Origin of the sequence: Sphingobium sp. SYK-6, assembly GCF_000283515.1 — a bacterium.
GTDB lineage: Bacteria > Pseudomonadota > Alphaproteobacteria > Sphingomonadales > Sphingomonadaceae > Sphingobium > Sphingobium lignivorans.
Window position 1 is genome coordinate 1 of the sequence record NC_015974.1, and the last position, 20,961, is coordinate 20,961.

General features: G+C 62.5%; 23 protein-coding genes and 2 pseudogenes. 8 read left to right on the forward strand and 17 right to left on the reverse strand.

What is annotated here, in order from left to right; all coding sequences use genetic code 11:
• Positions 1 to 75: 75 nt before the first annotated feature.
• The 4 genes from SLG_RS19395 (at position 76) to SLG_RS19410 (ending at position 4,038) form a co-directional block, all read left to right on the forward strand.
• Complete coding sequence (locus tag SLG_RS19395; protein WP_007688083.1) at positions 76 to 1,164, forward strand: replication initiation protein; 1,089 nt, start codon at positions 76 to 78, stop codon at positions 1,162 to 1,164.
• A 195-nt stretch (positions 1,165 to 1,359) separates the two neighbouring features.
• Entirely contained in the window at positions 1,360 to 2,562 is a 1,203-nt protein-coding gene (locus tag SLG_RS19400) for an AAA family ATPase (protein ID WP_007688084.1), read from the forward strand.
• A gap of 47 nt (positions 2,563 to 2,609) precedes the next feature.
• A complete protein-coding gene (locus SLG_RS19405) occupies positions 2,610 to 3,623 on the forward strand; it encodes a ParB/RepB/Spo0J family partition protein (protein WP_013849890.1) in 1,014 nt (337 codons plus the stop codon).
• A gap of 64 nt (positions 3,624 to 3,687) precedes the next feature.
• Positions 3,688 to 4,038: a hypothetical protein gene (locus SLG_RS19410; protein WP_007688086.1), complete on the forward strand. Its 351-nt coding sequence runs from the start codon at positions 3,688 to 3,690 to the stop codon at positions 4,036 to 4,038.
• Between the two features lie 44 nt (positions 4,039 to 4,082).
• Here the strand turns inward: SLG_RS19410 and SLG_RS19415 are convergent, their stop codons facing one another.
• From SLG_RS19415 to SLG_RS19425, 3 genes are all read right to left on the reverse strand, one after another.
• Positions 4,083 to 4,766, reverse strand: a complete 684-nt coding sequence (locus SLG_RS19415) for an RES family NAD+ phosphorylase (protein ID WP_013041559.1) — start codon at positions 4,764 to 4,766, stop codon at positions 4,083 to 4,085.
• Positions 4,766 to 5,164: an MbcA/ParS/Xre antitoxin family protein gene (locus SLG_RS19420; protein WP_007686501.1), complete on the reverse strand. Its 399-nt coding sequence runs from the start codon at positions 5,162 to 5,164 to the stop codon at positions 4,766 to 4,768. The genes SLG_RS19415 and SLG_RS19420 overlap by 1 nt, the downstream gene beginning before the upstream one ends.
• 96 nt (positions 5,165 to 5,260) lie before the next feature.
• Positions 5,261 to 6,427 (reverse strand): hypothetical protein, encoded by a 1,167-nt coding sequence (locus SLG_RS19425; RefSeq protein WP_007686500.1) that lies wholly within the window; start codon positions 6,425 to 6,427, stop codon positions 5,261 to 5,263.
• Between the two features lie 146 nt (positions 6,428 to 6,573).
• Between SLG_RS19425 and SLG_RS19430 the strand changes: the two genes are divergently transcribed.
• The gene (locus SLG_RS19430; RefSeq protein ID WP_014072599.1) at positions 6,574 to 7,812 is read left to right on the forward strand and encodes a site-specific integrase; all 1,239 of its coding nucleotides are present in this window, start codon (positions 6,574 to 6,576) and stop codon (positions 7,810 to 7,812) included.
• A gap of 346 nt (positions 7,813 to 8,158) precedes the next feature.
• Here SLG_RS19430 and SLG_RS19435 read toward each other — a convergent pair whose 3' ends face one another.
• Positions 8,159 to 8,770, reverse strand: coding sequence for an SDR family NAD(P)-dependent oxidoreductase (locus SLG_RS19435; RefSeq protein WP_231848818.1), 612 nt, complete (start codon positions 8,768 to 8,770; stop codon positions 8,159 to 8,161).
• A gap of 98 nt (positions 8,771 to 8,868) precedes the next feature.
• Between SLG_RS19435 and SLG_RS19445 the strand changes: the two are divergent.
• Positions 8,869 to 9,752: pseudogene (locus tag SLG_RS19445) on the forward strand (IS3 family transposase); the annotation flags it as partial.
• A 60-nt stretch (positions 9,753 to 9,812) separates the two neighbouring features.
• On the opposite strand, the gene SLG_RS19450 reads toward SLG_RS19445, so the two are convergent.
• The 4 genes from SLG_RS19450 to SLG_RS19465 all read right to left on the reverse strand — a co-directional run bounded on the left by SLG_RS19450 (position 9,813) and on the right by SLG_RS19465 (position 15,067).
• Entirely contained in the window at positions 9,813 to 12,782 is a 2,970-nt protein-coding gene (locus SLG_RS19450; RefSeq protein WP_014072601.1) for a Tn3 family transposase, read from the reverse strand.
• A 91-nt stretch (positions 12,783 to 12,873) separates the two neighbouring features.
• Positions 12,874 to 14,292, reverse strand: a complete 1,419-nt coding sequence (gene merA, locus SLG_RS19455) for a mercury(II) reductase (RefSeq protein WP_004213247.1) — start codon at positions 14,290 to 14,292, stop codon at positions 12,874 to 12,876.
• Between the two features lie 37 nt (positions 14,293 to 14,329).
• Positions 14,330 to 14,659: a heavy-metal-associated domain-containing protein gene (locus tag SLG_RS21130; protein WP_004213249.1), complete on the reverse strand. Its 330-nt coding sequence runs from the start codon at positions 14,657 to 14,659 to the stop codon at positions 14,330 to 14,332.
• Between the two features lie 12 nt (positions 14,660 to 14,671).
• Complete coding sequence (locus SLG_RS19465; protein WP_014072602.1) at positions 14,672 to 15,067, reverse strand: mercuric transporter MerT family protein; 396 nt, start codon at positions 15,065 to 15,067, stop codon at positions 14,672 to 14,674.
• 76 nt (positions 15,068 to 15,143) lie between these two features.
• Here SLG_RS19465 and SLG_RS19470 point away from each other — a divergent pair, with 76 nt between their 5' ends.
• Positions 15,144 to 15,566 carry a MerR family transcriptional regulator gene (locus tag SLG_RS19470; RefSeq protein ID WP_014072603.1) on the forward strand — a complete coding sequence of 141 codons (423 nt, stop codon included), beginning with the start codon at positions 15,144 to 15,146 and terminating at the stop codon, positions 15,564 to 15,566.
• A gap of 170 nt (positions 15,567 to 15,736) precedes the next feature.
• On the forward strand, positions 15,737 to 16,297 hold the full coding sequence (locus SLG_RS19475) for a recombinase family protein (RefSeq protein WP_004213255.1): 561 nt from the start codon (positions 15,737 to 15,739) through the stop codon (positions 16,295 to 16,297).
• Here the strand turns inward: SLG_RS19475 and SLG_RS22310 are convergent.
• The 9 genes and pseudogenes from SLG_RS22310 to SLG_RS19515 all read right to left on the reverse strand — a co-directional run.
• A pseudogene (locus SLG_RS22310) lies at positions 16,254 to 16,502 on the reverse strand (EamA family transporter); the annotation flags it as partial. The gene SLG_RS19475 and the pseudogene SLG_RS22310 sit on opposite strands and share 44 nt — an antisense overlap.
• 9 nt (positions 16,503 to 16,511) lie before the next feature.
• Positions 16,512 to 16,775, reverse strand: a complete 264-nt coding sequence (locus tag SLG_RS19480; protein ID WP_014072604.1) for a hypothetical protein — start codon at positions 16,773 to 16,775, stop codon at positions 16,512 to 16,514.
• On the reverse strand, positions 16,772 to 17,614 hold the full coding sequence (gene lgt / locus SLG_RS19485) for a prolipoprotein diacylglyceryl transferase (RefSeq protein WP_014072605.1): 843 nt from the start codon (positions 17,612 to 17,614) through the stop codon (positions 16,772 to 16,774). The genes SLG_RS19480 and lgt overlap by 4 nt, the downstream gene beginning before the upstream one ends.
• A gap of 46 nt (positions 17,615 to 17,660) precedes the next feature.
• The gene (locus tag SLG_RS19490) at positions 17,661 to 18,047 is read right to left on the reverse strand and encodes a rhodanese-like domain-containing protein (protein WP_014072606.1); all 387 of its coding nucleotides are present in this window, start codon (positions 18,045 to 18,047) and stop codon (positions 17,661 to 17,663) included.
• A gap of 34 nt (positions 18,048 to 18,081) precedes the next feature.
• On the reverse strand, positions 18,082 to 18,831 hold the full coding sequence (locus tag SLG_RS19495; protein WP_014072607.1) for an MBL fold metallo-hydrolase: 750 nt from the start codon (positions 18,829 to 18,831) through the stop codon (positions 18,082 to 18,084).
• A gap of 19 nt (positions 18,832 to 18,850) precedes the next feature.
• Positions 18,851 to 19,630: a sulfite exporter TauE/SafE family protein gene (locus tag SLG_RS19500; RefSeq protein WP_014072608.1), complete on the reverse strand. Its 780-nt coding sequence runs from the start codon at positions 19,628 to 19,630 to the stop codon at positions 18,851 to 18,853.
• A 3-nt stretch (positions 19,631 to 19,633) separates the two neighbouring features.
• The gene (locus SLG_RS19505; RefSeq protein ID WP_014072609.1) at positions 19,634 to 20,071 is read right to left on the reverse strand and encodes a DUF6691 family protein; all 438 of its coding nucleotides are present in this window, start codon (positions 20,069 to 20,071) and stop codon (positions 19,634 to 19,636) included.
• 4 nt (positions 20,072 to 20,075) lie between these two features.
• Positions 20,076 to 20,501, reverse strand: coding sequence for a YeeE/YedE family protein (locus tag SLG_RS19510; RefSeq protein WP_041393786.1), 426 nt, complete (start codon positions 20,499 to 20,501; stop codon positions 20,076 to 20,078).
• Positions 20,502 to 20,503: 2 nt separating this feature from the next.
• Positions 20,504 to 20,824, reverse strand: a complete 321-nt coding sequence (locus tag SLG_RS19515) for an ArsR/SmtB family transcription factor (protein WP_173385034.1) — start codon at positions 20,822 to 20,824, stop codon at positions 20,504 to 20,506.
• Positions 20,825 to 20,961: the final 137 nt, after the last annotated feature.

The window sequence follows — 20,961 nt, forward strand, 5'->3', positions numbered from 1 at the left end:
ATGGATGACGAGCAAGCCCTAGATCACGCTGTAACGCCCTCCCCCACCGGCGATGACGCTTCTCCGGGACGGGCGATGCGGGTGGCTGCCGCCCTGCAGGCAAAGGGCGGTGACGAGTTCGCCAAGCCCGGCAGCATCGTCGAGGTCAAGTTCGTCAAAGGCCAGTCGCTTAGCCTGACTGCTTCGCGTTTGCTTGCGCTGATGATTTTGACCGCGGGCGGTGATGCCTGGGAGGACCGCCCGCACAAGATGCGAAAGGCGGACATTCGCCGCGGCCACAAGGGCAATGAGCGCATCTCGGATATGCTTGAGGAATTGCACCGCACGCTTTTCGCGGTCGACGACAAGTCCTGGCGCGGCAAGAAGGCGACGCTGCGCTTTTCGCTTATCTCGTCGTCGCGCGAAGAAGCGGAAGACGAAGAGGGCGCGGACGCTGGGTGGATCGAGTGGGAGTTCACGCCCGAAGCCCGAAAGCTGATCCAGGAATCGGAGACCTATGCGGTCCTGAACCGCCAGGCGGTGCTCGGCTTCCGATCAACCTATGCGCTCAAGCTGTACGAGATCGGGGCGCTGAGGCTGCATAGGCGCCAGTCGCTCTGGAAGGGCGACATGACGGCGCTGCGTGCGCTGCTCGGCATCGCGCCGGACGTCTACAAGGATTTCGCGCAGCTGCGCCGCAAAGTTCTCGAAAAGGCGAAGGCCGAAATCGACCAGCTCGCCCATTTTCGCGTGGAGTGGCGGGAGATCCGCCAGGGCAGAACTGTCACCGAAATCGAATTCCGCTTTGAGCCCAAGGATGCTCCGGCCCAAATCGCGACCGTGGATGAGATCGGTCGGCACTCTGCGGGCAGAAAGGCGCGGCGCGAGGACGAGGTGGAGACCGTTGCCGTCGAGGCTGTCACACAGGCGGCGGTGGCGGCCTTGGTGTCAAAGGATAAGGCTGGGGCAGGGGAGGTCACCTTCCCGAACGGCACGATCCGCTTTGGCTCGGACACGCTCGCGGCCATCGGCCGTTCGGCTGGCGGCGGTTGGGACATCGATCTCATTGCCGATGCCTATCGCGCGCAGATGGGCGAAAGGCTGGCGAAGCTCAAGGGCGCCAAGCTGATCGCATCCTGGACCGGCTTCTGCGAGAGTTTCCTGGCACGACGCGGGCGCCCCTGAGCCGAAATTGCACCGGTGCAATTTCGGGGTGAACTGCCCCCAAGGGGTCAGGTTGCGAGGGGGCGCAAAAGGTCTGCGGCGCAGATTGGGCAAGTTTCGCCCTTCGGGCTGGGCCGACTTGCGAAAATCAGCCTTCGATTGACCTAAAAGTGCAAATTGAGCTATGCCCCCTCTAGTTTCGCAAGGGGGCCTCTCTTGGCTGCATCACTCGACATTGAGGGCACGCAGGACCTGCTGTCCGTCTCGACGCTCGCACAACGGACCAGCTCTGTCCTCGAGCGGCTCCGCGACTCCGCGCGGAGTGCCCGGGCGGACGAGCGGCGCGAGCCGACGTTCCCGATTGGCAAGGCCGCGGAACTGGTCGGCCGAACCGCGGCGGCCATTCGCGAGGCCGAGAAGGACGGCCGCTTGCCGCCGCCTCCGCGAACCGAGAATAATCGGCGTGTCGGCTATACCCTGGCGCAGCTCAACGACATGCGCGGACTGTTCGGCACCCGGCCCTGGCGGGCCGCAACCGATCCCTGCTGCGTTATCGCGGTGCAGAACTTCAAGGGCGGGGTGGGGAAATCGACTCTTTCGGTGCACCTGGCCCAATATCTCGCGATCAAGGGCTACCGGGTGGCTCTCATCGATTGCGACAGCCAAGCGTCGGCAACCACGCTATTCGGCTATGTGCCCGACCTCGACCTGACCGAGGAGGACACGCTCTATCCATTCCTGCGGCACGACGACATGGAGTCGCTCGACTATGCCCTGCGCAAGACCCACTTCGACGGCCTCGAGCTTGTTCCGGCCAATCTGCGGCTGTTCCAGTCGGAATATGAAATCGCAGCGCGCATGGCGCGGGGGCAGGGGAACCTGATCGACCGCATGGCGCAAGGCATCGCGAGCATTGCCGATCGGTTCGATGTGGTGGTTCTCGATCCGCCTCCGGCGCTCGGCGCGATCTCGCTTTCGGTGCTGCGCGCGGCCAATGCGCTGGTGGTGCCGGTTCCGCCGACGGTGATGGACTTCTCGTCGACGGCGGCCTTCCTCGCCATGCTCGATGAGACCATAGAGACGCTGGCCGATCGCGGCTTGGCGCCGTCGCTGCAGTTCCTGCGCTTTGTGGCGTCCAAGGTCGATGAGAATAAGTCGATGCAGAAGGAACTGCTGAACCTGATGCGGACCCTTTTCGGTCACGCGATCGTCCGTACGCCGCTCAAGGATTCGGCCGAAATCGACAATGCAACGGCGCGGCTGATGACCGTCTACGAGCTGGACGGCCCGGTCACCAGTTCGACGGTGCGCAACCGCTGCCTTGCCTATCTTGATGGCGTGAACAGTGAAATTGAGGTCGACATTCGGTCGATGTGGCCGAGCCATTTGACGCGGCTTCGCAAGGAGGGACTCGCCTGATGCGAGCAAAATTGCACCGGTGCAATTCCGGGTAGAAGGGGTGGATGATGAGCAAGAAGAACGCCAACTTCGCGGCTGATCTGGTCGCCGGAATCGACCCGGGGGCGCAAGCCCCAGCGGCGCGGCGCCCTGGCATCGGTGCGAGCGTGCTGGCGGGCCGGGAAAGCCGGCTTGCCGAATTGGCGACGGGCAGCGTCGTCTCGCGCACCCATGAGCTTGTCGATCCCGCGCGCTGCCGAATGTGGGCGGGGCATAACCGCGAATATGCGCTCCTCAATGAGGAGCGGTGCGCCGACCTCATCGAGAGCATCAAGGCGCAGGGCAAGCAAGAAATGCCCGCCATCGTTCGCCGCGTGAAGGACGATCCTGCCTTCGATTTCGAGGTGATTTGCGGCGCGCGCCGGCATTGGACGATCAGTTGGCTGCGCGCCCACAACTATCCGGATTTCCGCTTTCTCGTCGATATCCGTAGCCTTACCGACGAGGAGGCCTTCCGTCTCGCTGACCTCGAGAATCGGGCGCGCGACGATCTCACCGATCTGGAGCGCGCGCGCGACTATCTGCGCGCGCTCGACGCCTATTATGAGGGGCGCCAGAAGGTGATGGCCGAGCGGATCAATGTCACGGAAAGCTGGCTCAGCCGCTATCTCGACCTTGCCCGGCTGCCGGCGGAACTGATGGCGGCCTTCGCCCTTCCGCAGGATCTCAGGATCAAGCATGTCACCGCGATCAAGCCTCTCTTGAAACCGGAGGATCGGCGGCAGCGTGTGTTCGCCGAGGCGGGACGTCTCGCTCAGGTGCAGTCCGATCGCGCAGCACCGATGCCGGTCCCCGATATCATACGCGCGCTCGCTCTGGCCGCCGATCCCCCCAAGAGGTCAGGATCCCCCAAGAAGTCAGGAAAGCCGGAAACGATCGTGTCCGAAGGGGGGAAACCATTGCTGAAAGTGGAGGCGGTGGATCGTAAGGGTCTCAAACTTACCTTGCTCCCGCATGCCGGTGGTACGCGGGCTGAAGCGGAGGCCGCGTTGAAAGCGCTGCTCGATCAGCATTGGAGCTAGGACAATCTTCAGCGGTTCTGAGACGTGAGAGTTTTGTCTTCACATGTTGAATATGGACTGCCCTATGACTGCAGCCTTCCAGGATGACATTCGCGAGAATGAGATCATCTCGCCCCGTCGTCTGGCGGAGCGCCTGCGCTTCTCCATGGCGCATTTGGCTCGCGTTGCTCGCCTGGATCCTAAGGCCATGACTCTGTATCCCTCCGCCCCGACCGTGCAGATTAAACTGGAGGAAATAGCCCGAGTTATAACGCGAGCGGCAGAACTTGCAGGCGAAGAAGGCAAGGCGGTTATCTGGTTCAAGCATCAACCCATTTCTGGAGTTGGGAAAACGGCCGCGGAATTGGTTGCGAATGGCGATATCGATATCGTCATGGAAGATCTCGATCGTATGGCTGCCGGGGTCTATTCCTGACAGGCGTCACTCAAGGCCGAAAGGTTAGCTTGTCCGCAGGACCTTTAGGCGAATGTCTTCTTCTCGTAGACGGTGACAATCGCCCGGCCATCCCAAACGTAGCACAGGTGCCGCTCCTGTCGGCTGTTGGCGAGTAGGCGAGGGCGGAACACCGCGGCGCACTCGCCGTCGGCGTCGCGCACGCTTTGGTACACGATGCCATCCGAACCTTGCTCACGCAGGTGCCGGCCAAGCGCCTGGCCGGCGGCATAGCTGTCCGGGGCGTAGAGGGCAGGGCGTTCATCGCGCAGGCCGCGAATATCGTGGAGCATGGCGTCCAGGTCGACCGCGTAGACGCGCATGTCGAGTTCCTGCGCCGGTTCGTGGGTGTACGCCATGAAGCGGGTTCGGTGATGGCGCGTCTCGGCAACCGCAGTCTCGATGGTGCTGGCAGCGTAGAACAGCCCGAAACTGCCGTCACAGAACCGGCTGCCATCGGGATTTAGGTGGGTGAACGCTGCCATGATCGCCGATGTTCCGGGTCCCGATACGCGGTCCTCCGGTGGGACGAGGGCGAGGTCCCCGACCTCGTCGCGAAGCCGGTCGTTGGTCATCGCCTCGATCGCATAGACCGCTTCCAGGTCGGCCGGATCCGCGACATCCTCAAACAGCGATATGGGCGGGAACCGGCTTGCGACGATCCGGTAGCACGGTTGCCACCGCACTTGCGTCGTCGCAATGGCATCCATCAGCCGCGCTGCGCGTCGATATATTGACGCACCACGTAGAGATCGGCGACATTGCCCGAGGCCATCCGCTCGATCGCCGGGCGTCCGGCGAACAGCGGCGCCTCATTGGGTTTGCGTACCCATTCGTTGGCGGTACGGGGCAGGAGCATCTTCAGCCCCTTGTAGATCCCCATGACATAGGAGATGCGCTCCAGCGCATCCTTGGGAATCGCCGCGACCGCGCCGCGCTTCCAGGTCTGGAAGGTCGAGCGGCTGTCGAGCCCGAGAAGCTTCATCTGCTCGGCTTCCTTGAGGTCCCAGGCGTCGGCAATGCGGAAAAAGGTGCGCAGCGCCGGACCGCTCAGATCCTTGCGGCTGGGCGCTTTGGCGGGGACGCCGGAATGGGCAGTTGTGGCCATTGGCCATCTCCTTCTTTCTCTGTCTATGTATGATATCTGTACATAACGTCAAGAAGAGATCAGTTTTCATACACGCCGAATGCGCGCGATGCCGCGTCAGGGATGGCCAGAACTGCCGGCGAGCAGCCGGTCGATCTCACCCATCGCCGCGTCGAACTCGGCAAGAGCCGCATGGGGGAGGGCGGTAGCCTGGTCCAAAGACGCCGGCTGCCCATCCCTTCCCGGTTCTTCGACGACCAGCAGGGCCTTCCCCTTGACCGTCTCCCGCCGTGCCATGCGCGCCGCCACAAGGGCGTCGCCGATCGCATAGGTGCCGCGCCGACTGATCCCGAACGCCCAGGTGATCTGATCGAGCCCGAGTGGCGCAAAACCAGCGAGCAGGATCCACACCTGCGGTGCCCGCGCGCTCGAGCGCAGGTGCCCCAACTGCTCGCGCATCAGCACCGCGCGCCGCCGCGCTTGCGCGACCAGCTCGGCAAGCCGGGTCACGCTGCGCTGGAGGCTGCGGGCCGCCAGCATGGCGCGTTCGCCCGGCCAGAGCTGCGGCTGCAGCGTTTGCGCCGTCACCGCGCCGGGGCAGGGGAGGGCGCGGGCCCACGCGCCGGACGCGGTCAGCAGCCGCCCCAGCGCGGCATCGACCGCCCAGAGCGGGGTGCGCGTGGCGGCCTGCTCGATCGCCACCGCGCGGTTCCCAAACGAACGGATTTGCACCGCGCGCTCCAGCGGCGCGAACCGCGGATCGGCGCGCAGCAGCGCGTGCAGGCGGGCCAGACCCGCGAAGGGCAGGGGGGTCTCGTCATCCGCGCCGGCCTGTTTCATTAGCGTGATCGCCCTGCCGATCGCTTCCTCCGCCAGCGCGTCTTCGGCTTGCATCGGGCGGTCGGCCCCGAAGCGAGCGGCCAGAGCGATGGTCTGCGCGGCATCGGCGAGCGGTTCCCACGGATGACGGCTGAGTTCGCCGAGCAGGGCGCGGACCACGGCATAGGCGGAGCAGCCGGTGAGGGGTGTCTCTTGGGGGCCGCGGTCGAGCCCGGCGAACCAGGCGTTGAACCGGTGTTCGGCGTCCGCAAATCCCGCTTGCGCCAGGGATGAAAGCAACACCTCCCGCAGCAGCCCTACGCAGAACAGCCGTTTTTCGATATCGGTGAGGCTGGCGAGGAGCCCGTCGAGCCGGCCGAGCGCCAGCGCGCATTCGCCTTGCGCGAGGGCGAGCTCCTCGGGTGGGACGTCGGTGTCGGCGGCGAGGGGATGGAAGCGCTCCATGCCGGATGTGTAGTGAATGCCAAAACACTGCACAACTACTCAGGTGGTTGGTGAACGAACATGTGATAATTGCACTTATCACATAAGCAGATTTGACCGTTCTTTATAAGGTGGGCTACAAGCGCGGCTGAGGAGCGAGGCGCGTCGTGAGCACCGAAACCGCCCGGGAAGGGCCAGAAATCCCCGTAGCGCCGCCTGAGGCTGTCCTGCCGGCCGTCAGGGCGCCGGCCGACCTTGCGTGGACGATCGTGCAGATGCGCGCCGGCGAGCGCATCACCGTCAACGAGGGCCTGATCGCCGCCTATCAGGCCGCTTCATCGCCCCATAGCATCCGTGCGCTCAAGTCCGACGTCGAGGCGTTCGATGCGTGGTGTAGGCGCAACAACCGGATCGCGCTGCCGGCCACGCCCGAGACCGTGGCCGATTATCTCGACGCGCGGGCCGGGAAGGGGAGCCGGCCGGCCTCGCTATCCCGCTACAAGGCGTCGATCGCCAAGATCCACCAGCTGCTCGAGCTCAAGGATCCGACGCCGGCGCCGCTGGTGAAGCTGCGGCTCCAGACGGTGCGCCGCGAGAAGGGGGCTGCGCAGAAGCAGGCGCGGCCGCTGCGGTTCAAGGGCCCGGTGCGCGACGTCGAGCGCGACAAGGCGCGGGGGCTCAACATCCGCGCGCTGCTCGAGAGTTGTGGCGAGGATCTGCCGGGGCTGCGTGATCGGGCGCTGCTATCGGCCGCTTATGACACCGGGCTGCGCGCCTCCGAACTGGTGGCGGTCGCCATTGAGCATATTGAGGAGGCGATCGATCCCGAAGCGCGGCTGCTGCAGATTCTGCGTCATAAGGGCGATCAAGACGGGGAGGGGGCGACCGCCTACCTCAGCCCGCGCACCGTCGCGGCGATCGCGGCGTGGACCGAAGCGGCGGGGATCACGACAGGGCCGCTGTTCCGGCGGGTGCAGGTGCGGCGCTACAAGGCGCGGGCAGCCGTGCGCGGTCGGCCGATCGACAGCATCTCGGGCCGGGAGACGTGGGATCTGCGCAAGACGCTGTCCAAGCCGGCGGTGAAGGCGCGCGTCGAATATGACATCGGCACCGTGGCGCTGCACCCGGGCTCGATCGGACCAATCTTTCGGTCGATCATCGGCCGCGCGTTCGACCGTGGCGCGCTGCCCGATTTGACGGCGGACGATCTGGCGCGGTTGCTGAAGGGGATCAGTGCGCACTCGACGCGGATCGGGCTCAATCAGGACCTGTTCGCCAGCGGGGAGGATTTGGCCGGCATCATGGACGCGCTGCGGTGGATGTCGCCGCGGATGCCGCTCGCTTATAATCGCAATCTCGCGGCAGAGCAGGGGGCGGCGGGGCGCCTTATGGCGAAGATTGGCTAGTCATGACGGCCTAAATAGGTCTTTGGATGATGCCGTGCGACCACACGACGGCGGCAGGTAGATCGAGGGATTTGCGCAGCGGCAAGAACCGGAGAAGGGAGGCTGAGCCCCCGGGGTCTTGAGCTACAACGTTAAGCCTAAGAAACGGGCAGGGGCCTGGTAGCGCGTAGTGTATGAGCGAAGCCACCATCGCTCAAACTCATCAGCACAGTCCAATTTCGAAGAGGAAACAAGAAGGGGTGACTACACGAAAGTGACGTATCTGCACGCTAAGGGCGAACAAATCCGGTACGATGCCAGCAGATGCTATTCGCAGGCTTTCCTGCCCCTTTTATGTGGTGCCGCCCTACGGGCGCCGATATGGGAGGGCGGCAATCCGATTGACCAACGATCGAGGTAGAACCCTGCTCGCCAAATATGTGAGCTGGTTGCCCATCCCCGGTATGGCGAAGGATTGCCGATAAACCAGAACGTGGACTGCATGGGCCGCGCACCGGTCAACGTCCATCAAACCCAACCTCCCCCACTTCAAATCGCTGAGGGCAGCCATGTCTGTGTCGATTCCACCGGGTGCAAAAGACCCAACACTCACTCCCGTCCCGGCAAGCTCCACGGAAAGCGCTCGCATGAGGGTGCTCACATAGGCTTTCGACGCGCCGTAGACCGCTTGGAAGGGCACGGATGTTTCGCCCGCCAGGCTCGACACGGCGATTACTGAGGATTCAAACGGCTGCTCCCTGAAAATCGCAATCAGGCGAGCCAGCAAATCCGTGAAACCGAGTATGTTTGTTTCAATTACCTCGGCATAAGTGTCGGCACGGCCTGCATCAAATGAACCAACGCTCGTCATTCCGGCAACCAACAAAGCGGCTGTTACTTGCAATTCTGCAACCTTAGCCGCGATTTTCTCCCTGCCCTCGATTTCACGTTGATCAGCCACTATAATCTCGCACGGCACATTGAACCGCTCGTCAATTTCGGTCTGTAGCTCCCGCAAGTTGTCGTGGACTTGCCCCGGAAAAGTGGAGAGTTCCCTTGAGGTGAAAGGCGAACTCGATGACGAAGCAGCGACGTTTCACGAAGGAATTCGAGGAGGAAGCGGTCCGACTGGTGGCGACCAGTGGACGCACGCAACGGGAGATAGCGGAGGATCTGGGTGTCGGGCTATCGACGCTGGTGCGCTGGATCGGCCGCAGCCGGGATCGTTTGGTGGAGGCACCCGGTCAAGCGCCGCAGGCAGATATGGCTGCCGAGTTGAAGCGGCTTCGGCGGGAGAACGAGATCCTCCGGCAGGAGCGTGACATACTGAAGCGGGCGACCGCTTTTTTCGCCCGGGAGGGAAGTCGATGAAGTTCACGCTCATCGATCGGGCGAGAAAGGATTTCCCGGTCCACCGCCTCTGCCAGGTACTCGGCGTCAGCCAGAGCGGCTATTTCGCCTGGAAGGATCGCCCGGCCAGTCGGCGCCAGCGCGACGACATGGTGATGCTGGCGCATGTCCGCTCGGGGTTCGCGCTGTCGAACGGCACGTACGGCAGTCCACGCATGACGCGCGAGTTGCAGGATGATGGCTTTGCCATCGGGCGGCGTCGCACGGCGCGGCTGATGCGCGAGAACGGCCTGCGCGCCCGGCAGAAGCGCCGGTTCAAACGGACGACCGACAGCGAACACGCCTGGCCGATCGCGCCGAACATCATCGACCAGGATTTCACCGTGACCGCGCCCAACCAGAAGTGGGGCGTCGACATCTCGTATGTCTGGACCAGAGAGGGGTGGCTCTATCTGGCCGTGGTCATCGACCTGTTCTCCCGTCGCGTCGTCGGCTGGGCTGTCGGCGACCGGCTGCACCGCGATCTCGCGCTGGCGGCGCTGCGCAAGGCCCTCGTCCTGCGGCGTCCGCCCCAAGGGCTCATTCATCATTCGGACCGCGGCAGCCAATATGGCGTCACCTCAAGGTTTGTTCGCCAGACAACGATTTCTCGGACATAAGCGGAACATGGGCTACGCTACACGCTTCAACCGCGCCATTGGCTCGTTGAGTGGGTGGAATTCACCTGCTGGAAGTCGCCTGGCCTGCTCCCAGAGGTAATCGCCGGTCAGACTGATGTGCGCCCAGCCCATCGGAGAAAGGTGCGCAAGCAGTGCCGCATCGAACGTCGTGCCGACAGCGTTGAGGTGCTGGGCGGCCCGGTCGAGATAGACCGTGTTCCAGTAGGAAATCGCCGCAATCAGCAGGTTCAGCCCAGATGCGCGAAATTCCTGATTTTCCAGCGAGCGATCGGTGAACCGACCCTGCCGGTTGGTATAGATGGCGGCGGCAAGCGTGTGCCTCGCCTCGCCTTTGTTGAGACCGGCCTGACAGGCACGTCGCAGTTCCGGTTGTTCAAGCCAATCGAGCGTGAACAAAGTGCGCTCGATACGGCCCAGTTCAGCCAATGCAAAATCCAGCCTGTTCTGGCGTTTGTAGGCGGCAAGTTTTCGCAAGATTACTGACGGCGCCACCGTGCCATCCTTGATTGAGGCGACAATCCTGACGATGTCATCCCAATCGGCCTCGATCGCTGCCGTTTTGATGGTGCGGCCCATCAGATTTTCGATGCCCTTGTATGTCGATGGCGCAGCGATCGAACCCAGCTTGCGGTCGCCAATATCGCGCAGCCGGGGCGCGAAGCGGAACCCGAGTAGGTGGCAGAGTGCGAAAACATGATCGGTGGCGCCGCCGGTATCGGTATAGTGCTCATGCAACGGAAGGTTGCCGGCGCCCAGGACAAGCCCGTCGAGCACGTAAGGCGCTTCACCTGCCGTCGCGGACATGATCCGTGATCCGAATGATGCGAAGTGATCGGAAAGGTGAGAATAGATTTTCACGCCAGGTTCGGCGCCATATTTGGCATTGACGTCCGCCGCCCCTGAACGGCTCCGCCCCGACCGGAAGAACTGGCCATCGGACGACGAACTGGTGCCAGCGCCCCAATGCCGCGCGAAGGGTAATTCGTGATGGGCTGAGATGATCATGGCCAGCGCGGCCTGATAGTTCTCGGGTGAAAGATACCAGTTGTGGGTCCATGCGAGTTGGGCATAGCTGACGCCTTCGCTGGCATTGGCCATCCGCTCCAGCCCGAGGTTGGTGCCATCAGCCAGAATTGCGGCGAGTACCGTGCTGGGGTTGTCGTGCTCCTTGCCTGAGCGCAGGTCACGGAATGCGTTCAAAAAACCAGTGCGTTCGGCGACTTCAAGCAGCAGCTCGGTGATGCGCACGCGGGGAAGCAGGGTATCGAGCTTGCGATCGAGGGCTTCAGCTTCCGGTGGGGTGACAGGCGGCATTTGCTGAAGCTTGAGCCGGTCTCGTTCGAGCGACACTCCCTCAAGCTTGTTTGTTTTCAACTGCTTGGCAAATCGGCGCAGCCGCCAGTCAAGATTTCGTGCCCGGTCAGCGAGGTAGGATGCAGCATTTGAATCGAACGGAAGCACATCCGCCACTTTGGCGGCGTCGCGCCGACCCAGCAAATAGGCATCGAAGCGCTGATAGTTGCGGGTTCCCTCGATCCATACATCACCGGCGCGCAAACGATCACGCAAGGTTGCCATGATCGCAATTTCATAACGTCGGCGGTCGATACGGCCGCTTTCGGTGATGAGACGCTTCCACTGCCGATTGGGGAATGGCAGTGGAACGCCATCGGGAAGGTCGCGCGACTTTCGTGTGTTCGCATCGCGAATGACATCGATGGCTTTGATCAGTGCCGTCCCTGTTCCAGACGCCTTGAAGGTGAAGGCGTCCAGAAATGCCGGGCTGAAACGCCGTAGCGTGGCGTAACGCTCGGTTGCCGTTACCAGTGCGTCCTCGCCGGCAAGATCAGCAAGGGCATCTACTTGGGCCTTTGCCGCAACAAGCCGGTGCCAGCCCACCGCTTCGTCAATCAATTCGAGCGGATCGCCGCCATTCTGGACAGCCTCATCAAGTGCTGTAATCGTGGCGCCAAACAGCCGCATGAGTTGCCCCACCGACTGAATACTATCTTGGTAGCGACGCTCGCGCCCACGCCGCGCGCGCGTGAACATGCCGCCGATAAGTCGGTCAAACATTTGGATCGCGGCATCGGCAAGTCTGGCCTCAAGGTCGATCACTGCGGCCGTCAACGTCGCCCGCCTGCGATTGACGCTGTAATCCGAAAGCAGGAATGCCGGTGCCACGCCGCCCTCGCGGACAAATTGGGCAAAGCGGAATTCCGGAATGGCGCCCCCAACTACCGGGTGGATACCTATGCCGCGAACATAGCGCAGGCGCTCAAGCAAGCCATTGATATTGGCCGCAGTCGGGGCTTCTTCGAAATTACGCAACCACGCCAGCGGTGTCATGCCGAAATCCGGGTTGTTGATTACGAGTTCGTCTAGCCGTGTCAGTTCAGCAGAGCTGAGGCCTTCGACGATTGCGGCTGCGGCAGCTTTGCGTGCGCGTGCCCGGCCAGCAAGACCGGCGCGTTCCAGTGTGTCGCCTGACGGAAGAATGAACCGCTCACCCTTCAGGCCAACCATGAGGGCGCGAACAATCGGTTCACCTCTGTCTGTATACTCGGCGGCTTGCGCGGCAAGATTCAGGGCAAGTGCCAGGTCGCCGCGTCGAAACGGGCGTATGCCAAGATAACGCGCCACGAGATCGGCATGATCGGTACGGGTTTGCGCGCGCTGACCATATGCAGAGAAGGAGGAAGGATCGACGAATAACTGTGCCGCGAGGTACTGAAGAATGACGTCGGGAAGCCCGATCTCGGGTTGCAGACCAAAGCCGGGATGTCGCATCAAAGCGATTTGTGCAGCCAGACCGAGGCGATTTGCTGGACCATAGCGGCGCCCAACCAATTCAACATCTTCCGCAGAAAGGGTATAATGCCCAATGATCGCGGTTTCTTGGACAGGAGGATCGAACAGGCGCCGGCGCTCGTCTCCGGTCAGAAGTCGGCGTCGTGCCATTTTGCTCTCCCGCTGAGGCGAATAACAAAATTGACACCAAAGCGGCTTGCACTGGAGGGAGGCCATTCGTTGCCGGTTGATCCCCGAGCAATCACCCGGCGCAGCAAGACAGTTTGGCGACATCCTTATCAAACGTTTGGGCCGCCAGTTTGAGGCCTTCCACAGTGGTCAGGTAAGGAAATATCGTTGCACCCAATTCCAGGGTGGTCATGCCGTGTTTGATCGCCAGCACCAGTGTCTGGATCGAATCCGCGCCTTCGGGTGCCATGATCTGGCCGCCCAGCAAACGGTCGTTCGCCTTGTCGGCAATCAGTTTGATGAGACCCCGCGTATCGCGTGCTGCCAGTGCCCTTGGCACAGCATCGAGCGGGAGCAGCGAAACCTTGATGTCCAGGCCTTGCGCCCGTGCTGTCGTTTCAGTGAGGCCGGCGCTGGCGACTTGCGGGTCGGTGAAGACGACGGATGGCATGGAGGAATTGTCGTAGCGGTATTGGTTGCCCGTCACCGCGTTGCGCGCGGCCAGTTTTGCGCCATAGGCGGCCATGTAGACGAACTGGTCCCGTCCCGTTACATCGCCCGCCGCGTAAATGCCTGGAACCGACGTTTCGAGGTGGTCATCGACGACGATTCCACCATTACGGGCAAGCACTATGCCGCGCTCCTCCAGCCCAAGCCCGTCGCTATTGGGTCGGCGTCCGGTGGCGATGAGCACCTGTTCCGCCGCGACGGTGTCACAATGCCCCTCGCAGGTCAATTCGACCCCGCTCTGTGTTTGGGCGATACGCTGATAGCCGACACCTGCGCAAACCCGCACGCCCTCGGCTTCCAAATAGTTTTTCAGCGCGGCACTCACTTCCGGGTCCATTTCGGGGAGCAGGCGGCTTCGGCAGCAGATGGTGACATCAACGCCCAGACGCGAAAACATCTGTCCCAGTTCTACCCCGATCACCCCGCCACCGATCACCAGCAGCGATTTGGGCAAGCGATCCAGCGCCAGCGCCGATGTGCTGGTTAGGTAGGGCACGCTGTCCATCCCCGGAATCGGCGGCACGGCGGCGTGCGCACCCATCGCCAATATGACCTTGCCGACCTTCATGGGCGCATCGCCGACAATCAGCGCACCATCGGCAAAGCGTGCCTTGCCCTCGATATAGCTCACACCGTCATAGGCGGGCAGCAGATCGACATATTTTTTTTGGCGCAGCGTCGTGACAAGATCGTCCTTCGACGCCGCCAATACGGACCAGTCATCCATCTGGACAGCGCCCCCAAGGCCGGGAAAGCGCGCGGCGGCAAGCCCACCATGCACCGCTTCGGCGGCGCGGATCAGCGTCTTGGAAGGAACGCAGCCAACATTGACACAGGTGCCGCCAATCGTGCCGTGACCGACGAGCGCCACTTTCGCGCCCAGATCGGCAGCGGCGATCGCGGCGGAGAACCCGGCAGAACCCGCGCCGATGACGGCCACGTCAAATCCTTCCTGCCCGGGGCGGTTGCAACAGTCGTTCATTGCTTATCGCTTTCTTGAGGCGCTGGCGGCGCCCCGCTCAGTTTTGAATAGCGCGCGCCGGATAACCCGCGTTGGTTGATGCAGCGGCAATCGCAGCAGCATTGGTGCGGCGCGGGTTATAGGTTGCGCGCGCGGTCTTGGCTGCGAAATCGACCGTGACCGCCGTTACCCCGGCGACGCCTTCCATCGCCTTCTTCACGGTGATCGGGCAGGTGGCGCAGGTCATGTTCTCTATGGCAAAGGTGGTTTGCTTCTGAGCGGTTGCGGTAGCCGCGGGGCGATCTTGCGCCGTGCCACTAACTGCATAGGCGACCCCGCCGCCAGCCATAGCCAGCACGGCCATAGCGATACATACTGTCTTTTTCATGGGTATTTCCTTTCAATAGAACCAGGGTGCCCACCAGTCGATGGTGAGCGCCAGGATGGCGACGGCAAGGCCCAGCCACAGCACCGCCTTGGTGGTCCAAGCCGATTGTGGACGAGCGCAGTAGGAACCGTCTTCACAGGGCGGTTTCGGCTTGAAATAGACATGCCAGAAGCCGTAGCCGAGCAGCGCGAGCGTTACGCCTGCGACATAGGGCTTGTAAGGTTCGAGCGCCGTCAGGTTGGCGATCCACGCGCCGGAAATTCCGAGCATAACCAACAGTAGCGGGACGACGCAGCAAGCCGAGGCGAGCCCCGCGCCGATCAATGCGCCCGCCGCAACCCAGTTTGCCTGCTTCGGCTCGTGGTTTTCGGTGAGGGCTGGCTGTCCCGCTTCCGGCGTTGAGACCATGGCTTGAATCCCTTGTTCCAACTGAGTGATTCGCAGTGTAGGCTCTGTAGCCACTACAGACTCAAGAGGTATTTTCATGGAGCAACAGGTCGGCATCTTGCGTGCCCAGCTTGCCCGGAAAACAGGCTGCAATCTCGAAACCATCCGCTATTACGAGAAGGTGGGATTGCTGCCGGGGCCGCCTCGCAGTTCCAACGGCTACCGCGTCTATTCGCCGGAACTGGTGCAAAGGTTGCAGTTCATCCTGCGCGCGCGCGACCTTGGCTATGCAATGGATGAGATACGGTCATTGTTGTCGCTCACCGATACCGGTGCACAAACCTGCGCGGAGGTTATGGCGAGAACCGAACTCCACCTTGAAGATGTCCGCCGCCGCATTGCAGATTTGCAGAAGATAGAGGTGACGCTGGCGACCACGTTAGCCAGATGCACTGGAGATGACGTTGCCGAATGTCCCATCCTGGAAGCACTCCAGTTTTTACCCCATCAAGGCAATTGACGCCATCTTTGAGGGATTTGATTTTGTGATGTCAGCTTGGAGTATAGCCTAACCGGACGTCAGGGCGCTACCGCGGTTTCTGTCAGATTAGGGTACTAAACGGAATTTGTTGACGAATGTCGTTGCGTATCATAGATTTCAACCTGACATTTTGATGGAGAGAGTGCGCAGTGAAGGGGCAACGGATCGGCTATGTCCGGGTCAGCACGTTCGATCAGAATGTGGATCGCCAATTGGAAGGTCAGTCGCTCGATCGGACCTTCACCGACAAGGCATCGGGCAAGGACGTCAACCGCCCCCAGCTTGAGGCTCTGCTCACTTTCGCCCGCGAAGGCGATACCGTCGTCGTCCACAGCATGGATCGGTTGGCCCGCAATCTGGATGACCTGCGCAAGCTGGTCCAGGGCCTCACCAAGCGAGGTATCCGGATCGAGTTTGAGAAGGAAAGCCTGTCCTTCTCGGGGGAGGACTCCCCGATGGCCAATCTGATGCTCTCGGTCATGGGTGCGTTTGCTGAGTTCGAGCGCGCCCTGATCCGCGAACGGCAACGCGAAGGCATTGCGATCGCTCGGCAGCGCGGCGCCTATCGGGGGCGGAAACGGTCGCTCTCGGATGAGATGATTGCCGATCTGCACCGCCGCGTTGCCGCCGGTGAACGCAAGGCGACCATCGCGCGCGACATGGGCATCAGCCGCGAAACCCTCTACCAGTACCTTCGCGCCGCTGCCTGACACCAATGTTCACATTATGTCCGGAAAATCGTTGTTCAGCGTACAAAGCTTGAGGTGACGCCCTGTAGGCCACGAGGACCGCGCCGGCAGCGATCAGGGCCACGCCCAGCCAGTTAGACCCGGACAGACGTTCGCCGAGGAACACTACCCCGAACACCGCAACGAGCACGACGCTCAACTTGTCGATCGGCGCGACCCGTGCGGCTTGCCACGCTCATAGAAAAGCGCCGCGTCGAGCGAGAAGGTAGCGCCGTCGCACATAGCTTTCCGAGACGATGCCCAAGACGCGGTGATCGGCGGACAGCACCGCCAGCTCGCCCGTGCGCGCCTCGTCAAAGCTCGCCATGACCGCGCTGATGTCCATGTCGGGAGAGAACGCCTCGCTCGCGCGGAGCCATCCCCGGAAGTCGCGGGCCAGCAGGCGCGTACACCGACGCGACAGGACCTGGACGGCCGCCATGCGCCGGGCGTCGATCATGCCTTGACGCTATCGGCCGCCCTTTCCAGGTGCGGCGCGCGACGGCTCGCGGTGGAGATCAGGTAGAGCCCGGCGACGAACATCGGCAAGGTGAGCCATTGGCCCATATGGAGTCCAGTTCGCGCCGCGAACGCCACGAGCTGGGCATCGGGCTCACGGAAGAACTCGACGGTGAACCGGGCCAGTCCATAGCCGATGAGGAAGGTGCCGACGAGAAGCCCAGGCTTGCGCCGCGCATCGGTGAACCAGAAGAGGAAGGCCAGCACGGTGAACAGGGCCAGCCCCTCCAGCCCGGCCTCGTAGAGCTGGCTGGGATGACGGGCTAGGCCATCGTGGCTTCCGGGGAAGACGATCGCCCAAGGGATGTCGGACGGCTTGCCCCAAAGCTCGCCGTTCACGAAGTTCGCGAGGCGGCCGAGGAACAGGCCGATCGGCACCGTGCAGGCGACATAATCGTGGACCCGCAGCCAATCGAGACGGTGCCGTCGCGCGAACAGGATCAGCGCGAGCGAGACGCCGGCGGCACCCCCGTGGAATGACATGCCGCCGTCCCAGAGCTTTAGGATTTGCAGGGGGTGAAGGATCATCTCGGGGCCATAGAAGATCACATAGCCTAGCCGACCACCCAGGATTACGCCGAGCGTTGCGTAGAATACGAGATCATCCGCCTGCTGGCGGTTCATGGGAGCGGCCGGTTGAGCGATCAGCCGCAGCAGATACCACCATCCGGCAATGATGCCGATGATATAAGCCAGCGAGTACCACCTGATGTCGAGCGGCCCGATGGAAAGGGCGATCGGACTTAAGCCGAGGCTGGAAAAAGCAATGTGGCTATCCAATGATCATTTCCTCCAGCGAGAACGGGCGCCTGATCGCACTTTGGGCCTATTCCGGTGCGATCGAGGCACCAGCCTCTTTGAGCGCCGAAAACCCGCCCGGAACGTGGACGACGTTCTCAACGCCCATTTCCTTGAGTGATTTCGCGGCAAGAGCCGAGCGGGCACCGGACCCACAATAGAGCACCAACCGCGATGAGGCGGCGAGTTTCGCATTGTGAGTAGGGCTTTCCGGGTCAACCTGGAACTCCAGCAGGCCACGCGGCACATGCACCGCGCTAGCGACGAGGCCCGTTTTCGCGACCTCCGCCGGCTCTCGGATGTCAACAAATTGCACGTCGGGAGCCCCGACGAGCCGGGCCGCATCCTCGGGCGAGAGACTTTCAACAACGGCATTGGCTTCAGAAACCAGCTGTTTCGAGGTACGTGTCAGCATCAATCTTCTCCTAAAATGAACCTGTATAAGTCTCTCAGCCTTGTTCGGACTTGCCGCCAATCTGGCGTAGCAGCTCGGGCAGGTCTGTCGGGCAATCACCGCACAGCTTGTTCGCGGGAACGGCAACATCGATCTTCTTGGGATATGGAAGATCGAGAGCATCCATGATCGCCACGAATTCCTGAACGGTCTTGCCCGCAAGACGGGGGTTCCGCTCGCGCTCCTGCGCCACCGTCGTGATATGGCGATGATTGTAGTCATGGGCGGGGAAGATCAGGCCATCGCCTGGCAGGGTGAAAATCTTCTGCGTCACCGACTGATAGAGCGTGGCGGCGTCACCGTTCTGGAAGTCGGTGCGGCCACAGCCGTCGATGAGCAGTGCGTCGCCCGTGAAAGCGCGGAGAACGCCGGGCTGATCAACAAGGTAGGTGTGATGGGCGTCGGTATGCCCCGGCGTAAACAGTGGCTGAAGGGTGAGCGCGCCGACCGTCAATGGCTGGTCCTCGGCGACCCCAACGTCAGCACAGGGCAGGCCGTCCATGGCGGGGTACGCGATTTTGGAGCCGGTCAGGCTTCGCAGGTAGCAGGCCGATGTGACGTGGTCCGCATGCACATGGGTTTCCAGCGTATAGGCCAGTTCAAGATCCAGTTCCTGAAGTGCCGCCAGGTCGCGTTCGATCGTCTCCAGGACAGGATCGATCAGGACTGCCTTGCGCGTCTCGGGACAGGCGAGGAGATAGGTGTAAGTCGAGGACTCCGGCTCGAAAAGCTGACGAAAGATCATGATCGGTCTCCAAGGGTGCTTAGCTGCCGATCGCGCCCAGGCTGCGGAACAGCATGTAGGCGGCCACGGCCAACAGGACGAAGGCGAAGATTCGAGTGAGCAGGCTCTTGTGGTCGGCAAGGCGGACTGCGGTTCGCATGCCAGCGATGCCGCCGCCGACGCCGCCCGCGATGAAGAAGCCGGCCACGCGCCAGTCCACGAGCCCTGACAGTGCGTAGTTGAGGGCTGTCGCCGAGCCGAACGCTCCCACGGAAAACAGCGAGGACCCGACCGCATTGAGGATTGGCATGCCGCTTCCCAGCATGATGCCGGGTACGATCAGAAAGCCGCCGCCGATGCCGAAGAACCCGGACAGCAGGCCGGCGAGAAGCCCGATAACGACGAGCCGTACAGCGATCGGCCGCGTGATGTGCACGCCGGGATCACCGCCGCCGGATTTACCTCTCAGCATGGAAACCCCGACCACGACCATGACGCCTGCGAACAGCACCAGCAGGTGCTGACCCGCCACCATCTTGCCGAGGGTCGAACCAATCAGGGCACCGGTGACACCCGATGCTCCGAAAACAAGGGCGCACGGCCACTTCACGGTTCCGGCGCGTGCGTGCTGGACCAGGTTAGCAAAGGCATTGGCGGCGACCGCCAGCGCGCTCGTGCCGATCGCGACGTGCGGGTCCTTCATGCCGACGACGTAAAGGAGCAACGGCATAGCCAGGATCGAGCCGCCGCCGCCGATCACGCCCAACGTGAAACCAACGATCACGCCGGATAGGAGGGTGAGGAGATCGACCGGCGTCATAGGTTAGCTTCCCACCCTCGCCGCCCGATAGCGTTCGAGAAGAGCGAAGGAGCCCATGCCGACCAGCATCGCCATGACGAACACCAGCGCCGCCGGCGCACCCAGGCTCAAGGCGACGAGGGCGGGGCCAGGACAATATCCGACAAGGCCCCATCCGATGCCGAACAGGGCGGCGCCGACGAGAAGCTTTCCATCAAGGGCCCGGTTCGATGGTCCGTTGAACGTAGCGGCGAAAAGCGGGGCAGTGCGCCTTCGGCCGAGTGCGAACCCTAACGCTGCAACGATGACCGCCGAGACCAGCACCAGGACGAGGCTCGGGTCCCAAGATGGCGAGGTGACATCGAGGAACGCCAGAACCTTGCTTGGGCTGACCATGGCGGAGACGATCAGGCCCAAGCCGAAAATGAACCCCGAGGCTAAGGCGGCGAGGAGCTTCGTCACTGTCTCAGAGTCCGACGATGTGGCGGGCGACATACACAGTCACCGCAGCGGTGATGAGGAAGACGCTGGTTGCGGCAAGTGAGCGCGGCGAGAGCCTGGCTATCCCGCAGACGCCATGCCCGCTGGTGCAGCCACTTCCTAGTCGCGTCCCAAATCCTACCAGGAGACCGGCCGCGACCACGACCATGAGGGGTGCAGGCATCGTGAGGTCTGGCAGCGCGCGCCCTGCCGCACGATAGAGCAAGGGCGCGGCGATCAGGCCGGCCAGGAACGTTGCGCGCCACGCTGCATCGCCTCGAGCCGGCGCAAGAATGCCTCCGACGATGCCGCTGATGCCGGCGATCCGTCCGTTCGCAATCCAGAGGAGCGCGGCCGAGAGGCCGATGAGCGCACCGCCCAGGATAGCCGAATATGGGGTGAAGCCCTCCATCATCAGGATGGACCTTGCTCGACGCCGCCCTCGGCGCAGAACAGCTTGTAGAGTTCGGTAAGGATCGGCAGCACGCGCTCGGACGTGATCCGGTAGTAGATCGTAGTTCGCGCGCGGCGCGTTCCCACCAGGCCTTCGTCGCGCAGCGTTGCCAGATGCCGGGACAGATTGGACTGTGTCAGCCCAAGGCGTTCGCCCAGTTCGCCGACCGACAATTCCCCGCCAAGCAGGCTGCACAGGATCATCAGCCGGTGCCGGCTCGCAAGCGAGCGCAAGAACGCTTCAGCTTCGCCGGCTTTTTCCTCCAAAAGCTCCGGAGACATCGCAGCGAGAAAAAGTGACACGGCTACTCCAAGAATCCTATATGAGGCATATATGATAGAACGGCGTTGAATCAAGCGCCCGCTTAGGAGGTTCGTTGTGAGCTGCTATTTCGCCAGAACTGTCGAGGCACCTTGTA

What these genes read in the sequence shown, in the direction of transcription:
- SLG_RS19395 (WP_007688083.1), top strand. Translation starts at nt 76, where the DNA reads ATGCGGGTGGCTGCCGCCCTGCAGGCAAAGGGCGGTGACGAGTTCGCC.
- SLG_RS19405 (WP_013849890.1), top strand. Translation starts at nt 2,610, where the DNA reads ATGAGCAAGAAGAACGCCAACTTCGCGGCTGATCTGGTCGCCGGAATC.
- SLG_RS19410 (WP_007688086.1), top strand. Translation starts at nt 3,688, where the DNA reads ATGACTGCAGCCTTCCAGGATGACATTCGCGAGAATGAGATCATCTCG.
- SLG_RS19415 (WP_013041559.1), bottom strand. Translation starts at nt 4,766, where the DNA reads ATGGATGCCATTGCGACGACGCAAGTGCGGTGGCAACCGTGCTACCGG.
- SLG_RS19420 (WP_007686501.1), bottom strand. Translation starts at nt 5,164, where the DNA reads ATGGCCACAACTGCCCATTCCGGCGTCCCCGCCAAAGCGCCCAGCCGC.
- SLG_RS19425 (WP_007686500.1), bottom strand. Translation starts at nt 6,427, where the DNA reads ATGGAGCGCTTCCATCCCCTCGCCGCCGACACCGACGTCCCACCCGAG.
- SLG_RS19450 (WP_014072601.1), bottom strand. Translation starts at nt 12,782, where the DNA reads ATGGCACGACGCCGACTTCTGACCGGAGACGAGCGCCGGCGCCTGTTC.
- merA (WP_004213247.1), bottom strand. Translation starts at nt 14,292, where the DNA reads ATGAACGACTGTTGCAACCGCCCCGGGCAGGAAGGATTTGACGTGGCC.
- SLG_RS21130 (WP_004213249.1), bottom strand. Translation starts at nt 14,659, where the DNA reads ATGAAAAAGACAGTATGTATCGCTATGGCCGTGCTGGCTATGGCTGGC.
- SLG_RS19465 (WP_014072602.1), bottom strand. Translation starts at nt 15,067, where the DNA reads ATGGTCTCAACGCCGGAAGCGGGACAGCCAGCCCTCACCGAAAACCAC.
- SLG_RS19470 (WP_014072603.1), top strand. Translation starts at nt 15,144, where the DNA reads ATGGAGCAACAGGTCGGCATCTTGCGTGCCCAGCTTGCCCGGAAAACA.
- SLG_RS19480 (WP_014072604.1), bottom strand. Translation starts at nt 16,775, where the DNA reads ATGATCGACGCCCGGCGCATGGCGGCCGTCCAGGTCCTGTCGCGTCGG.
- SLG_RS19490 (WP_014072606.1), bottom strand. Translation starts at nt 18,047, where the DNA reads ATGCTGACACGTACCTCGAAACAGCTGGTTTCTGAAGCCAATGCCGTT.
- SLG_RS19495 (WP_014072607.1), bottom strand. Translation starts at nt 18,831, where the DNA reads ATGATCTTTCGTCAGCTTTTCGAGCCGGAGTCCTCGACTTACACCTAT.
- SLG_RS19500 (WP_014072608.1), bottom strand. Translation starts at nt 19,630, where the DNA reads ATGACGCCGGTCGATCTCCTCACCCTCCTATCCGGCGTGATCGTTGGT.
- SLG_RS19510 (WP_041393786.1), bottom strand. Translation starts at nt 20,501, where the DNA reads ATGGAGGGCTTCACCCCATATTCGGCTATCCTGGGCGGTGCGCTCATC.
- SLG_RS19515 (WP_173385034.1), bottom strand. Translation starts at nt 20,824, where the DNA reads ATGTCTCCGGAGCTTTTGGAGGAAAAAGCCGGCGAAGCTGAAGCGTTC.